General features: G+C 74.8%; 13 protein-coding genes. 10 read left to right on the top strand and 3 right to left on the bottom strand.

Annotated features, from left to right (window positions below):
• The first annotated feature begins 3 nt into the window (after positions 1-3).
• The 4 genes from AB0J69_RS37605 to AB0J69_RS37590 all read left to right on the top strand — a co-directional run bounded on the left by AB0J69_RS37605 (position 4) and on the right by AB0J69_RS37590 (position 2,244).
• Positions 4-156 carry a hypothetical protein gene (locus AB0J69_RS37605; RefSeq protein ID WP_364127635.1) on the top strand — a complete coding sequence of 51 codons (153 nt, stop codon included), beginning with the start codon at positions 4-6 and terminating at the stop codon, positions 154-156.
• Positions 157-280: 124 nt separating this feature from the next.
• Positions 281-679, top strand: coding sequence for a VOC family protein (locus tag AB0J69_RS37600; protein WP_364127632.1), 399 nt, complete (start codon positions 281-283; stop codon positions 677-679).
• Positions 680-706: 27 nt separating this feature from the next.
• Positions 707-1,045 (top strand): YciI family protein, encoded by a 339-nt coding sequence (locus tag AB0J69_RS37595; RefSeq protein ID WP_364127629.1) that lies wholly within the window; start codon positions 707-709, stop codon positions 1,043-1,045.
• Positions 1,042-2,244, top strand: a complete 1,203-nt coding sequence (locus AB0J69_RS37590) for a sigma-70 family RNA polymerase sigma factor (RefSeq protein ID WP_364127626.1) — start codon at positions 1,042-1,044, stop codon at positions 2,242-2,244. The genes AB0J69_RS37595 and AB0J69_RS37590 overlap by 4 nt, the downstream gene beginning before the upstream one ends.
• Before the next feature lie 41 nt (positions 2,245-2,285).
• On the opposite strand, the gene AB0J69_RS37585 is transcribed toward AB0J69_RS37590, so the two are convergent.
• Positions 2,286-5,129 (bottom strand): LuxR C-terminal-related transcriptional regulator, encoded by a 2,844-nt coding sequence (locus AB0J69_RS37585; protein WP_364127623.1) that lies wholly within the window; start codon positions 5,127-5,129, stop codon positions 2,286-2,288.
• A gap of 17 nt (positions 5,130-5,146) precedes the next feature.
• Between AB0J69_RS37585 and AB0J69_RS37580 the strand changes: the two genes are divergently transcribed.
• The 3 genes from AB0J69_RS37580 (at position 5,147) to AB0J69_RS37570 (ending at position 9,340) form a co-directional block, all read left to right on the top strand.
• Positions 5,147-5,764 carry a dihydrofolate reductase family protein gene (locus tag AB0J69_RS37580; protein WP_364127620.1) on the top strand — a complete coding sequence of 206 codons (618 nt, stop codon included), beginning with the start codon at positions 5,147-5,149 and terminating at the stop codon, positions 5,762-5,764.
• A gap of 76 nt (positions 5,765-5,840) precedes the next feature.
• Positions 5,841-8,411: an AAA family ATPase gene (locus AB0J69_RS37575; protein WP_364127618.1), complete on the top strand. Its 2,571-nt coding sequence runs from the start codon at positions 5,841-5,843 to the stop codon at positions 8,409-8,411.
• A gap of 83 nt (positions 8,412-8,494) precedes the next feature.
• Complete coding sequence (locus AB0J69_RS37570) at positions 8,495-9,340, top strand: hypothetical protein (protein WP_364127616.1); 846 nt, start codon at positions 8,495-8,497, stop codon at positions 9,338-9,340.
• On the opposite strand, the gene AB0J69_RS37565 is transcribed toward AB0J69_RS37570, so the two are convergent.
• Both AB0J69_RS37565 and AB0J69_RS37560 read right to left on the bottom strand, forming a co-directional pair.
• Positions 9,337-10,761: a M20/M25/M40 family metallo-hydrolase gene (locus AB0J69_RS37565; RefSeq protein WP_364127614.1), complete on the bottom strand. Its 1,425-nt coding sequence runs from the start codon at positions 10,759-10,761 to the stop codon at positions 9,337-9,339. The genes AB0J69_RS37570 and AB0J69_RS37565 overlap by 4 nt on opposite strands.
• Before the next feature lie 50 nt (positions 10,762-10,811).
• Positions 10,812-11,459: a hypothetical protein gene (locus tag AB0J69_RS37560; protein ID WP_364127613.1), complete on the bottom strand. Its 648-nt coding sequence runs from the start codon at positions 11,457-11,459 to the stop codon at positions 10,812-10,814.
• 93 nt (positions 11,460-11,552) lie between these two features.
• On the opposite strand from AB0J69_RS37560, the gene AB0J69_RS37555 reads away from it, so the two are divergent.
• The 3 genes from AB0J69_RS37555 to AB0J69_RS37545 all read left to right on the top strand — a co-directional run bounded on the left by AB0J69_RS37555 (position 11,553) and on the right by AB0J69_RS37545 (position 13,728).
• Entirely contained in the window at positions 11,553-11,699 is a 147-nt protein-coding gene (locus AB0J69_RS37555; protein WP_364127610.1) for a hypothetical protein, read from the top strand.
• Positions 11,700-11,800: 101 nt separating this feature from the next.
• On the top strand, positions 11,801-12,145 hold the full coding sequence (locus tag AB0J69_RS37550) for a CATRA system-associated protein (protein ID WP_364127607.1): 345 nt from the start codon (positions 11,801-11,803) through the stop codon (positions 12,143-12,145).
• A complete protein-coding gene (locus tag AB0J69_RS37545; protein ID WP_364127604.1) occupies positions 12,142-13,728 on the top strand; it encodes a CATRA conflict system CASPASE/TPR repeat-associated protein in 1,587 nt (528 codons plus the stop codon). Before AB0J69_RS37550 ends, AB0J69_RS37545 begins: the two co-directional genes overlap by 4 nt.
• The last annotated feature ends 46 nt before the right edge of the window (positions 13,729-13,774 follow it).

Genomic DNA, 13,774 nt, shown 5'->3' with positions numbered 1-13,774 from the left:
GGCGTGTGGCGCGGGCGTCCCGAGGAGGGGCGCCCGCGTCCGGCGTGCCGGGCCCGCGTCACCCGGTGCTGGACGCTGTGCCCGCGCGGGCCCGGCACCGCCTGCAGCCCGCACGGACAGGCGTTCGACCACCGCACCCACGTGCTGCTCGCCTGACGCTCGTGAACGGTGGACGCGTCCAAGATTTTCCGCGCCCATGTCGTGCCGGGGGCTTGGCCGATCGTCTTCCGGACAAAGGCCGGGTAGCAGAGCTCCGGCCGATCGCACCGTGGAGACGGACATGAATCCGACACTGAACACCATCGACATCGTGGTGTCCGACATGAACGCCTCGATCGCCTTCTACGCCCGGCTGGGCCTGGAGTTCAAGATCGATGAGCACTCACCCGAGCACGCCGGCTGCGACCTGCCGTCCGGCCTGCATGTGATGCTGGACACCGAGGGCTTCCGCACCCCGTTCCTGCCCGGCTGGACCGCGCCGACCGGAGGGCCGCGCACGCTGCTGTGCTTCGAGTTCGACAGCCCGGCCGGCGTGGACGGCAAGTACGCCGAGCTCGTCGAGGCGGGCAGCCGCGGGATCGCCGAGCCGTTCGACGCGTTCTGGGGGATGCGGTACGCCACGGTGGCCGATCCGGACGGCAACGGCGTGGATCTGTACGCCGCGCTCCCGGCAAGCTGACACCACCGCAGGATCGAGGAGGCCAGTGTGAAGTACGTGCTGATGTTCGTCGAGACCGAACAGTTCGCCAAGCAGCTGGAGGCGATGGGCGAGCTGGAGCAGCAGGCCGCCTATGAGGCGGTGGGCCGGTGGTTCGCCGAGCACGCTGACAAGATCACCCACCACGTGCACCTGTCGCCGGTGCACACGGCGACCACGGTGCGGCTGGACGCGCAGGAGCCGGTGGTCACCGACGGGCCGTTCGTGGAGGGCAAGGAGGTGGTCAGCGGGTTCGCCGAGGTCGAGGTGGCCGACCTGGACGAGGCGCTGCGGCTGGCCCGGTCGTGGCCGGCCTGCCCGGTCGTGGAGATCCGCCCCGTCGCATGAGCGAGCCGGTGCACGAGGAGGTGCTGGCCGGCACGGTACGCGAGCACGCGGGCCGGCTGGCCGCCTCCCTGGTGTCGCTGCTGGGCGACTTCTCCGCCGCCGAGGACCTGGTCCAGGACGCCGTCGAGACCGCGCTGCGCCGCTGGCCCGAGGAAGGCGTGCCGGACCGGCCGGACGCCTGGTTGTTCACCGTGGCCCGGCGGCGCGGCCTGGACGTGCTGCGGCGCGAGTCGAACTACCGTGCCAAGCTCGCTCAGCTCACCTGGCCGGAGCCCGCCGCGCGCGACGACCGGCTGCGGCTGATCTTCACCTGTTGCCACCCGGCGCTGTCGCGTCCGGCGCAGATCGCGCTCACCCTGCGGGTGGTGTGCGGGCTCAGCACGGCACAGATCGCCGCGGCGTTCGTCGTGCCGGAGGCCACGGTGGCGCAGCGGATCACCCGCGCGAAGCGGAAGATCGGCGAGGCCGGGATCCCGTACCGCGTCCCGTCGCAGGAGGAACTGCCGGAGCGGCTGGGCGAGGTGCTGGCGGTCATCTACCTGCTGTTCAACGAGGGTTACCTGTCCAGCACGGCCGAGCGGGCCCAGGCCCGCGACCTGGTCGAGGAGGCCGAATGGCTGGCCGGGCTGCTGGCGAACCTGATGCCGAAGGAGCCCGAGGCGGCCGGCCTGCTGGCGCTGATCCGGCTGCATCGGGCGCGCGGCGCGGCCCGCTTCGACGCCGGGGGACGCCTGGTGCTGCTGGCCGACCAGGACCGCGGCCTGTGGGACCGGAAGGCGATCGAGGAGGCGAGCGCCCTGCTGGTCCGGGCCGCCCGCGCCCACCACCGGCCGGGCCCGTATCAGCTGCAGGCGGCGATCGTGGCCTGTCACGCCGAGGCCGAGACCTTCGCCGACACCGACTGGGCACAGATCCTGGTGCTGTACGACATGCTGCTCTACCTGGCGCCCTCGCCGGTGACCCGGTTGCACCGGGCGATCGCGGTGCGCTACGGCCAGGGGCCGCGGGCGGCGCTGGCCGAGCTGACGGAGCTCGGCCCGGCCCTGGAGCGCTACGCGCTGTTCCATGCCACCCGAGCCGAGTTGCTGCGGGATCTGGGCCGTCGCGACGAGGCGCGGCGGGCCGATGAGCGGGCCCTGGAGCTGACCGTCAACCCGGCGCAGCAGGAGCTGCTGGAGCACCGGCTGCGCTGGGACTGAGGCCCTGACCGGGCGGCGGCTCCCCGAAATGGAGCCGTCGGTCAGGGGAGTTCCCGCCGCTCCAGGGTGTCGAGCCGGTCGGCGGCCCGGCCGGCGAGTTCGGTGCGGTTGGCGACGTGGAGCTTGGCGTAGATGTGCGCCAGGTGCGTCTTGACGGTGCCGCGGCTGACGAAGAGGCGGGCGGCGATCTCCGGGTTGGACAGCCCCTGCACGGCGTACTCGGCGACCGTCCGTTCGGTCGGGGTCAGGCTCTCCCAGCCGGACTCGGGGCGGCGGCGCGGCCCCCGGGCGCGGGTGGCGTAGGCGGCCGCCGCCCGCAGGTCCATGGTGCGCCCGCGTTCGACTGCGGCCTCGTCCAGCCGCGCCCACAGGTCCTCGCCGGTGAGGTGCGGCGCCGGGTGCGGCGCGGTCCCGAGGTCGGAGCGGGCGCGTTGCGCGGCGCCCGCGAGGATGCCGGCCGGCTCGTCCGCGCCGCGCCGCAGGCTCAGCAGCGCCAGCGACTCCAGGCTGTCGACCAGGCCCAGGACGAGGTCGTGGTCGATCCGGATCCGCAGGGCCTCGTGGTGCAGGCGCAGCGCGCGGTCGGCGTCGGTCGGGTGGGCCAGCAGCGCCAGCTCGTCCAGCACGCCCGCCCGGATGCGCGGCATCTCCCGGGTCACCGGCGCGCCGGAGAGGGACTGGAGCGCCCGCTCCGCGTCCGCGCGCTCGCCCGCCTCCCGCAGCGCGGTCGCCAGCACCAGCCGGGTCTCGGGCGCGAGCCACTCCTCGCTCCGCTCGGCCTGCCACCGGCCTTCCCGGCGGCACCACTCGGCCGCCTCCCGCGGGTGCCCCCGCTGGAGCGCCAGCACGGCCTGGGCCCGCTCCCATCCGGTGATGAACGGCAGCTCGCCGGACGCGGCGACCACGCGGTCGACGGGTTCCAGCGCGGCGGCGGCCTCGTCCGTACGGCCCTGGAGAAAGCGGATCTCGGCCAGGACGCCCCGGGCGGTGCCGGCCCAGTGGATGCTGCCCAGCGGTTCCGCCGTGGCCACGGCCCGCTCGGCCAGGTCGCCCGCCCGCCGCACCGCGCCCGACCGGGCGGCGGCCTGCGCCAGCCAGCAGAGGGCGATGGACGCCATGCCGTGGTCGCCGCGCCGCCGCAGGCCCTCCAGGGCGTGTTCGAGGTGGTCGATCGCGTCGCCGTACTCGTCGGCGAGCAGGTGGATCAGCCCGACGAACGTCTCGGACGCGTCCGCGACGAAGCCGTCGCCGGCCCGTATGGCGTCCTCCCAGGAGCCCCGGGCCTCCGCCATCGCCGCCTCCAGGCCCACGGCGAGCTGCCCGATGGCGACGAGCGACCGGCTCAGCCGGCCCGCCGCGGGCGCCCCGACCTCCGCGGCCAGCTCCCGCGCCGCCCGCGCCAGCTCGTACGCCTCGATGCCCGGTTCGGCCGTGTCGGTCACGAGCGCGAGCGCGGCCAGGACCTCGGCCTGCAGCGGGGTCCGCTCGCCCGCGCCGCGCTCGGCCGCCCGCCGGAGCAGCCGAACGCCCTCGCCGCCCCGCCCTTCGAGGTGCCACAGCCACGCGCACGCCGCGGCCAGCCGCCGTCCCCGCGTCGCGTCGTCGCGCGACAGGCCCCACTCGATCGCGGCCCGGACGTTGGGGTAGGCCGCCCCGACCTGCGCCCGCCAGGCGTCCCTGTCGGTCTCCAGCAGCTGCCCCAGCCGCCCGGCCAGGGCCAGGTAGAGGTCGAGGTGCAGGTCGCGGACGGCCGCCGGCTCCCGCGCCGCTTCGAGGCGGTCCAGCGCGTACGCCCGTACGACGCCGAGCATCCGGTACCGCGCCACCGGACCCGTGGCGTCGGCCACGACCAGCGACTTGTCGACCAACCCCCGCAACGCCTTGAGCAGGCGCCCCGGGCCGGTCCCGTCGAGCGCGCCCAGGCCGGTCACGGCGTCCGCGTCGAAGCCGGGCGCGAACGCCCCCAGCCGCCGGAACAGCGCCCGCTCGTCGTCGTCGAGCAGGTCGTGGCTCCACCGCATCGACGCCTCGAGGGTCTGCTGGCGGAACGACGCCGTCCGTACCCCACCGTCGAGCAGGGCGAACGGCGTGCTCAGCGCGTCGGCGATCTGCGCCAGGGACAGCGTGCCCGCCCAGCCCGCCGCCAGCTCCAGCGCGAGCGGCAGCCGGTCGAGCCGGTCGCAGACCCGCCGCGCCTCGACGCGCACGCCGTCCCCGGCGGCGACGTCCGGCGCTCCGGCGCCGACCCGCCGCAGGAACAGCTCCAGCGCGTCGGACAGCGCCATCGGCGGCACGGGCCACATCCGCTCGCCCGCGACGCCCAGCCTGGACCGGCTGGTGGCCAGGACGGCGACGCCCGGACACCGCGACAGCACCGCCGTGATGACGCCGGCCGCGCCGTCCAGCACGTGCTCGCAGTTGTCCAGCACGATGAGCAGCCTGCGGTCCCGCAGCGCGGCGGCGAGCGCTGGGAGCGGGTCGGGCCCGGCGGGCAGGAGGACGTCCAGCGCCCGCGCCACCCGGTGGGCGACGTTGCGCTCGTCGGTCTCCTGCTCCAGGCCGACCCAGAACACCCCGTCCGGCCAGTCGTCCGCCAGCGCGCGGCAGGCGCGGACGGCCAGCCTGGTCTTCCCGCACCCGCCGGGACCGGCCAGGGTGAGTACGCGCCCGGCCGTCACCGCATCGCGGACCGCGGCGAGCTCCGCGGCCCGGCCGACGAACGACGACAATTCCGGAGGGAGGTGGTGAACGGCATACATCGTGGGAGAAGGATGCCAGATCCACTTCATCCCCTCGGCCGGCCCCAGCTCTGCCAGGTGGCAGATGTTCTCCGCCCGGGACGGCGACAGGATCGTCGCAGACGGTGCCGCAAGGGGCACCACCACCGGCAGGAGCAACGAACATGACGCAGCACACCGAGGGCCGTGGCCGCAGGGTCGTCGCCAACATCTCGCTCTCGCTCGACGGCCGCACCAACGGCGCTGGCGGCGACGTGGACATGGGGTGGATCGTCCCCCACGCCCTCACGGACGCGGCCCGCGAGCACATGGTCCGGGTGACGGCCACCGCCACCACGGCCCTGCTCGGGCGGAAGAACTATGAGGGTTTCGGCGGCTTCTGGCCGACGGTCGCCAGGGCCGAGGACGCCGACCCCCGGGACCGGACGTTCGCGCAGTGGCTCGACTCGGTCGAGAAGATCGTCTTCGCGACCACCCTGACGGAGGCGACGTGGGAGAACTCCCGCGTCGCCGACACCGATCCCGCCGAGGTGGTCAGGCGGCTGCGACGGTCGACCGGCGGCGACATCATCGTGCTCGCGAGCGGCAGCGTCATCAAGGCCCTGCTCGACGCGGGCGAGCTCGACCGGCTCAGCATCACCCTCTGCCCCGAGCTGGTCGGCGGCGGCGTCCGCCTCTTCGAGGACGGCCTGCCCGCCACGTCGTGGACGCTCACCGACCTGTCGACGACGGAGTCGGGCGCCATCTGCCTGCTCTACGACCGGCGCCACGCGGAGGCCTGAGGCACGATCACCGCAGGACGCCGCCGCCCTGGCGAGAGGCGGGCCGGCCGGTGCCGGCTGGTCTACGATCGGGGTCGTGGAGCTGTGGGAGCGTTCCGCGACACTGACACTCCTCGACGACCTGCTGGGCGAGAGCAGGCGGGGCGGGCGCGTGGCGGTGGTGGCCGGTGAGGCGGGCATGGGCAAGTCCGTGCTGGTCACGGAGTTCGTCCGGCAGTGCGGGGCGCGGGCGCGGGTGTTGTGGGGCGGCTGCGACCGCCTGGTCACCCCGCGGGCGCTGGGGCCGCTGCACGACATCGGCCGCCAGACCGGAGGCGTGCTGGCCGACCGGCTGGGTGCCGGAGCGGCCCAGGAGGAGATCTTCGCGGCTTCCCTGGAAGAGCTGTCCAGCACGCGGGGGCGAGCCCACCCCGTGGTCGTGGTGGAGGACACGCACTGGGCCGACGAGGCCACCCTGGACTGGCTGGTCTGGCTGGGGCGGCGGATCGGCCGGTTACCCGCGCTGCTGGTGGTGACGTACCGGGATGACGAGGTGGGGGCCGAGCATCCGATCCGGGGGGCCCTGGCCGCCCTGCCGAGCGCCCTGGTGCGGCGCGTACGCCTGCGCCCGCTGTCGTACGACTGCGTGGCCGAGCAGGCGGACCGGGCAGGACTCGACGCGGCGACGGTCTACAGGCTGACCGGCGGGAACCCGCTGCTGGTGACCGAGCTGCTCGGGAGCGAGGGCACGACGGTGCCGGCCACCGTACAGGACCTCATCCTCGACCGGTTGCGGTCGCTGCCCGGCCCTGCCAGGGACCTGGCCAGGCTGGTGTCCGTGGTGCCCACCCGGGCCGACGCGGCCGTGGTGGCAGGCGCCCCGGACCTGGTCGAGACGTGCGTCGACGCCGGGGTGCTGGTGCCGGCCGGCGACGGGGTGTCGTTCCGGCACGAGCTGTTGCGCGGCGCGGTGGAGGAGACGCTGTCACCCGCCCGGCGCGAGGAGTTGCACCGCCGGGTCCTCGGCATCCTGGCCGAGGCCCCCGGGATCGACCCCGGCCGGCTGGTCCACCATGCGCTGAACGCGCGCGACGAGGCCGCCGTCCTGCGGTACGGGCAGCTGGCCGGGGCGGGGGCGGCCCGGCAGGGAGCGCACCGGGAGGCCGCGGCCCACTACCGCGCCGCGGTGGAGCACGCGGGCGGGCCGCCGGCCGCGCTGCTGGAGGCGTACGCGGAGCAGGCCTACCTGGCCGGGCTGGCCGAGGAGGCGCTGCGGGCCCGGCAGGCCGCGCTGGAGCTGCGGGAGCAGGAGGGGCAGGCCGAGCGGGTCGGCGAGAACCTGCGCTGGATCTCCCGGCTGGCGTGGTGGGCGGGGCGTCGCGAGCAGGCGTGGGAGGCGGCGGCGCGGCTGGTCACCGTGCTGGAGGACGGGGACCCGCAGCTCGCCATGGCCTACAGCAACCAGTCGCAGCTCCACATGGCGGCCCACCAGCTCGACGAGGCCGTCGCATGGGGAGAGCGGGCCCAGGAACTGGCCGATCGGCTCGGGGAGATGGCGGCCTCCGTCCACGCGGCGATCAACGTGAGCACGGCACGCCTGGTACGGGGCGAGGAGGGGGCGCCCGCGGCGCTGCGCGCGGCCCATGAGCGCGCCGCGGCCGCCGGTCTGGTGGACCACGCCGCCCGGGCCCTGGTCGTCCTGGCCACGGGCCCGGTCCAGCTCGCCGAGTACGGCGTCGCGGCCCACGCGCTCGAAGAGGCCCTGGCCTACGCCACGGACCGGAACCTCGACGGCTACGTCCAGTACCTGCTGGGCGTGCGAGCGGTGGTGCGGGTGGAGAGCTGCGACTGGGACGGCGCGCTCGCCGACGCCGAGGCGTCGCTGGCGCGGGCGGTGCGGGGCGGGGTGGCCATGTTCCCCGCGCTGCTGGCCCGGGGCAGGATCCTGGCGGCCCGCGGCGATCCCGGGGCGGCGGCCGTGCTGGAGGAGGTGGCCCGGCAGGCCGAACGTACCGGCGAGCCGCAGCGGGTGGGGCCCGTAGCCGCCGCGTGCTCCGAGCATTTCCTGTGGTGCGGCGATGCCGGCCGGGCCCGCGAGGAGGCCCGTCGCGGCCTCGACCTGGCGCTGTCGGTGCGGCATCCCGTCTACACCGGGGAGCTGGCCTATCGGTGGTGGCTGGCCGGGGGCGACCGGCGGCTCCCGTCCGGTACGGCGGCCCCGTACCGGATGATGATCCAGGGTGAATGGGCCGATGCCGCCGCGGACCTGGCGCGGCGCGGTGCCCTGTACACCCGCGTCTGGGCGCTGGCGACCGGTGACCAGAGCGCGGCCACGGAGGCGCTGCGGGTCCTGGACCGGCTCGGCGCCGTGCGCGCGGCCCAGTGGCTGCGTGGCGAGATGCGCAGGCGCGGGTTCACGCGAATCCCGCGCGGCCCCCGGCGGGCGACGGCCGCCCACGCGGCGGGGCTGACGCCACGCCAGGCGGACGTGCTCGCCCTCCTCGCCGAGGGGCTGTCCAACGCCGAGATCGCCGCCCGCCTGTCCCTGTCGGCCAAGACCGTCGATCATCACATCTCCGCGGTGCTGAGCAAGCTCGGCGTCGCCAGCCGAGGTCAGGCCGCCGCGCTCGCGCATCGGATGAACGCGGCCGGCGAGGCGGCAAACTAGGGAGATCTCCCGAATCGCCGCAGAGGGCACGGGCTCTACCGTTCTTGGCGGAGACGCACCCACGTCGCAGGCCGGAGGATGTCGTGAGCATCGCGTACCGCCTGGAGGAGAGCCCGGACGTACGGTCCTTCCCGCTGGAGGGCGACCCCGTGACCGGGCTGGCACGGCGCACCGCCGATCTGCTGCGGTCCGGTGACCCGCGAGCCGAAGGCTGCCTCAGAGCGCTCGCCGACACGCTCGCCGCCGGGGACCATCTGGCGGTCCGGCTCGCGATGGAGGCGATCGGCGTCAGGCTCGCCGCGCAAGCCGGCCGGCTGCCCGCGACCGGGCCGGCCGTGGAGGATGGCCCGGCCGGTGAGACCGCCCAGGCCGGTTGCGGCGTGGAGCGGGCACCGGCGGGTGGGACCGTGCAGGTCGAGCCGGCCGTCATGGGCTGCCGGTGGCGGATCTCGTTCGGCGGCCGTGCCGCGCTGGTGGACGACGGCCTGGGCATGCGCTCGCTCGCGGTGCTGATCGCCAACCCCGGCCGCGCCATGGACGCGGTCGACCTGGCCGCGCGCCCGCCGCTCCCGGACGAGCCGGCTCGCGGCGGCGGGGCGTCCTCCCTGCCGCCGCCGGACGACCGGGCCTCCCACCTCTACCGGGAGCACCTGTCCTGGTTGCAGGCCGAGATCGACGACCTCGAATCGGCCGGCGTCACCTGGCGTACCGCGGCCTGCCGCGCCGAGCACGACCGGCTCGCCGCGACATTCGCCGCCGCCGCCCGCGGCGACACCCGCCCGGCCGCGGACCAGGAACTGGTCGGGATCGCGGTCGGCCGGGCCATCCAGCGCACCCTCACCCGCATCGCCGACCCGGTGATCGCCGGGGAGTTGCGCGCCACCGTCCGCATCGGCGCGCGCTGCTCCTACCGGCCCCGCCGGGCCTAGACCCGGGGGAAGGCGACCGGGCTGCGGTGGCCGTCGCGGTCCACGGCGCGCAGCCCGAACTGCACGTTGTCCTTGGCCAGGTCGACGGTGGCCGTGGTGACGTCGCCGACGTCGATGGCGTGGGTCCACTCCGGCGAGGTGGTCTCCCGCCACACGATCTCGTAGCCGGCCAGGTCGGGATCGGTGCCGCGGTCCCAGGTGAGCGTGGTGTCGTTGGTCAGGCTCGTCGCGTTGATCCGGACGTTCTTCGGCGTGCCCGGGGCCTGGGCCAGGGACCACAGCGTCGCGGCGTTCACCTTGGCGACCCGGGCGGTGTAGGCGTAGTCGACGAACTCCGGCAGGTCGCCGAACTGGACGCCGTTCTCCACCCGTACGTCCTGGTGCTCGTGGTCGTAGTTCTCGCGCGGCTCGGTGAAGCGGGCGGCCGGGTAACCCTGCCGGATGAAGGAGATGTGGTCGCTGCCGCGCAGGTAGCGGTCGCGCCGCCAGATCACCCGGATCTTCATGCCGGTCTCGTCGTTCTCGGCCACGTCCTTGACGAAGCGGCCGAGCTGCCGCGACGGGCCGTCGTTCTCGCCGCCGACGGACTGCCGGGTGGACGCCTCGGCGGGGGTCTCGGTGGTCGGCACGCCCTCCACGAAGAGGCGTACCGTGTGCGGTTCGGGGCGGGTGCCGTCCCAGCCGGAGCTGGCGCCCACGATGTCGTTGCTGAACATCGCCTGTACGTCCGCGCCGGCCTCCTTCAGCCGCGCGGCCATGTGCGCCGAGCCGTACAGACCCTGTTCCTCGGCGCTGACGGCGGCGAACACCAGCGTGCCCTCGGTACGGCGGGTGGCGAAGAGCCGGGCCAGTTCGAGCACCACGGCCACGCCGGACGCGTCGTCGTCGGCACCGGGGGCGTCGGCGGTGGCGTTCATGACGTCGGTGACGCGGGAGTCGAGATGGCCGGTGACGACGTACAACCGCGCGGGCGAGGCGTCACCGCGCAGCGTGCCGATGACGTTGGTGATGGTCGTCGGCTGGGGGATGCGCGGGCTGACCGGCTGGACGAACGACTGCTTCTCGACGGTCATCCGGCCGCCCGAGGTGGCCGCGATCTCCTGGAACCGGGCATGGACCCACTCGACGGCGGCGCCGATGCCGCGGACCGGGTCGGTCTGGGTGGACAGCGTGTGCCGGGTGCCGAAGGCGACCATCTTCAGCACGTCCGCCTTGATCCGGGCGGGGTCGACCTCGCGTAACAGGGCGCGTAATTCCCGGTCGGGACGCTGGGGCCGGGTCGGACGGCCTGGGCCGTCCTGGCCGGTGGTGGACTGCGCGGTCGCGGACGCGGGCTCCGCGACGAGAGGTACGGCCAGGGCGCCGGCGGCCGATGCGGTCAGGAACGTACGGCGGGTCGAATGAGGGTGACTCGTTTCCATGACATTGAATCAACCTCCTCCGCACCGCGAGCGCCAGAGGGAGATTCGCCTCATGGCTCGTGGCCGGCCCGTTCCTCGAACAGCTCGGGCAGGAAGTGCTCCAGGTTGCCGATCTCCTCGATGTGGTGCCGGGCCCACGCGTCGAGCTTGTCGGGCGGGAAGGCGCGCGTGGTCGCGATGTGGTTCGTCAGCAGGCGCCCCAGCAGGCTCTCGTCGCCCAGGCGCAGTCGTGACACGTTGCGGGTCCCGGACGGTACGGCGGTGAACTCGTTCTCCAGGCGTACCAGGCCGGTGCCCGCCACGCGCTTGGCCACGACGGCCCCGCCCTCGCCGAGCTCCTCCACCTGGACCCGGATGTCGATCAGCCGGCGGGGGTCGCGCCCCAGCGCCTCGCGGATGTGCAACCGGGCGCCCGGACCGATGCCGCCGCCGGAGGCCGGCTGGACGAGCTCGTACGAGATGTGGTCCAGCGGGTGCCAGACCAGGTAACGCGGATAGACGTCACCGGCGTAGCGCATGGTGCCGGGCACATGGCCGAACCACCACGCGAGCATCTCAGGGGTCACCCCGCTGAGCGGAGCGTGCTCGATCGTGACCACGACCTGCCCGTCATGGGCGGCCTGGGACACCGTCGCCGATGACGGCGGGCGCAGCGGCCACACCACCGGGCGCGGGGCCGGAAGTTGCTCTCTGCTCATGCGGGTCCGCCTACCCAGGCGGGCGCGGGGCTCCCGGGCACGAGCGAACAACTCGACTGACCCGACGACCCGGACGCGCTCCTCGCCGACACGGTGGGCCTGCTGGTCGACCCGCCCGTCCCGCCTGGCGAGGCGGCCGTCGCCGCGGCCGCCGAGGAGGTCGTCGCCGTCTTCCGCGAGCTCCGGGACGCGGTGCTGGACCTCATCGACCGTGGCCAGGCCGGCGAACAGTCGACCTGAGCGGGCGTCGGAAGACGTGCCGACCCGGGCCGGAACAACGTAAGGTGCGGGCAGGACGGGGGCCTTCGGCGGATTTGGGAGCCTTTGTGGACGATGGGCGCATGATTGAGACGGCCACCGCCCGGGAGGCCCACGACGTACTCGAAGGGCTTCTCACGGTTCCCCGTACGGCCTCGGAATGGGACCGGCTGGCCGGGCTGCTCGACGAGGCCGACGCGGCCGTCGCGCTGGGCGACGATCAGGCGCTCCTGGCGGTCGTCACGGCGATCGACTGGCTGACACCCCGGGGCGAGTGGGTGAAGCTCGGCGAGGGTGGCGGACGGGCCGAGGGCGAGGCGCCGAAGCGGGTACGCCTGCGGGTCAACAAGCTGGTGCACGCGCTGGCCCCGTACCTTTCGCGGGACGAGCCGGGGCCGTCCGGCCCGCCGGAGGGTGGGGAGGAGTGAGGCGTCGACCGCTGCTCCGGGATCACGCGCTGGCCGTCTACCTGTTCTCCCCGCTGACCGGGCCGGCGGCGGACGCGGGCCGGCGGCGCCTCCTCGACATCTGGCGGCGGTGCGCGGACACGTTCGGCATGACCCGTGCCGTTCCACGGCTGGGCGTCCCCGCGGCACCTCCCGACAACCTGACCGTCGCGCGTCCCCCACGGCTTTCGGGCCGCTCTCCCGCCGACCTGCCCGGCGCGCTTCCCCCGTTGCTGGCCGCGGCGGAACGCCCGGGGAAGGGTGTGTGGGAGCTGGTGCTGCGGTCCGAGCACGACGTCCTCTGCCTGGGCGTCATGCTGGCGCCCGCCCGCGACGAGGCCATGGGCTGGGGCGCGCTGGAACGCGCCTGGCTGGAGGTCTCGGGCGGCCAGGCGCCCCTGCTCGGTGAGGTACGCCTGCTGCTCGCCACCCACACCGCCGGCCGTGGCCGGGGACGTCCGCCCGCCGCCCTGCGCGACGCCGTACGCCAGGACGGCGCCCCGGTGGGATCGGACGGGCGGCGCCTGCTCGCCGGGGTCGACGCCTGGGAGCTGCCGGACGGCGACGACGCCCGGTCGCTCAGGCGGCTGGTCGTCACGGCCGCCGCCGATCGGCAGGCGCTGCTGGCCCGCTGGGTGTGGTCGGGTGACCCCGCCGGGATCCCCTGGCTGCCCCGCTACCTCATGCACATGGCCAAGGTGCGGTACCAGCTGCGCGTGCACGCCGCGGAGCTGTCGTTCCGCGACCTGGGCGCCCGCGTCGACGACGCCGCGGCGCGGCTGGCGGCGCTCGGCGTACCTGACGAGCCGGTTCCCCTCGACCGGCTGATCGCCGCCCGGCGGGAGCTGACCCAGGTGCAGGCGGACTCCTCGGGCCTGCACCTCACCGCGATCGCGATCGGCGAGATGAGCCGTTCGGTGGAGATCGCCGAGGCCAACATGGCGGCGGTGCTCGCCTCCGAGCTGGACGGGTTGTCGCCGGACGGCCGGTCTCCCCGGGGGCTGTTCGACGACGGCCGGGTGATCGACTGGTTCCGGGCCGAGCTCGACGACGACCGCCACTACCTCCAGGCCACCACGGAACGCGCCGCCGAGATCGGCCGCGTCATCGGGCTCCTCATCCAGCAGCGGCTCCAGGAGCGCGAGGAAGAGGCCCGGCGGCGGCACGAGTGGCTGACCCTCCTGCAGACCTCCTTCCTCGGCGCGCTGGTGATGGGCCTGGCCGCGATCCAGGCCCTGACGTACAAGCTCCCGTTGCCCGGGCCGATCCAGCCGCCGCTGATCGCGACGCTGGCCGCGCTGGCCCTGTGCCTGCCCACCGTCGCGTACCGGTACTCGCCGGGACCCGCCGGAGGCCGACCGGCCCTCGCGGGCCACGCCGCCCTCGCGGTCGCCGGGGGTGCGGTGGGCTGGCTGGCCATCTCGGCGGCGACCTACGTGCTGCCCGTGCCGCTTGCCGCGCCACCCTGGACGGTGGCGGTGTCCGCGCTCTGCGCGGCCGTCACGGTCGCCGCGTCCGCCTGGCGGAACCGACGCGTCAGACGCGCCGAGGAGCCGAACGGCTGACCACGTGAACGCCGAGAACGGCATGGTCGCCGCCACGGCCATCAAG

The sequence above is a fragment of the Nonomuraea sp. NPDC049709 genome (assembly GCF_040674815.1).
Lineage (GTDB): Bacteria > Actinomycetota > Actinomycetes > Streptosporangiales > Streptosporangiaceae > Nonomuraea.
This window is presented reverse-complemented; position numbering and strand designations above follow the sequence as displayed.

Coding starts and splice junctions, on each gene's coding strand:
- AB0J69_RS37600 (WP_364127632.1), top strand. CDS start 281: ATGAATCCGACACTGAACACCATCGACATCGTGGTGTCCGACATGAAC.
- AB0J69_RS37590 (WP_364127626.1), top strand. CDS start 1,042: ATGAGCGAGCCGGTGCACGAGGAGGTGCTGGCCGGCACGGTACGCGAG.
- AB0J69_RS37580 (WP_364127620.1), top strand. CDS start 5,147: ATGACGCAGCACACCGAGGGCCGTGGCCGCAGGGTCGTCGCCAACATC.
- AB0J69_RS37565 (WP_364127614.1), bottom strand. CDS start 10,761: ATGGAAACGAGTCACCCTCATTCGACCCGCCGTACGTTCCTGACCGCA.
- AB0J69_RS37560 (WP_364127613.1), bottom strand. CDS start 11,459: ATGAGCAGAGAGCAACTTCCGGCCCCGCGCCCGGTGGTGTGGCCGCTG.
- AB0J69_RS37550 (WP_364127607.1), top strand. CDS start 11,801: ATGATTGAGACGGCCACCGCCCGGGAGGCCCACGACGTACTCGAAGGG.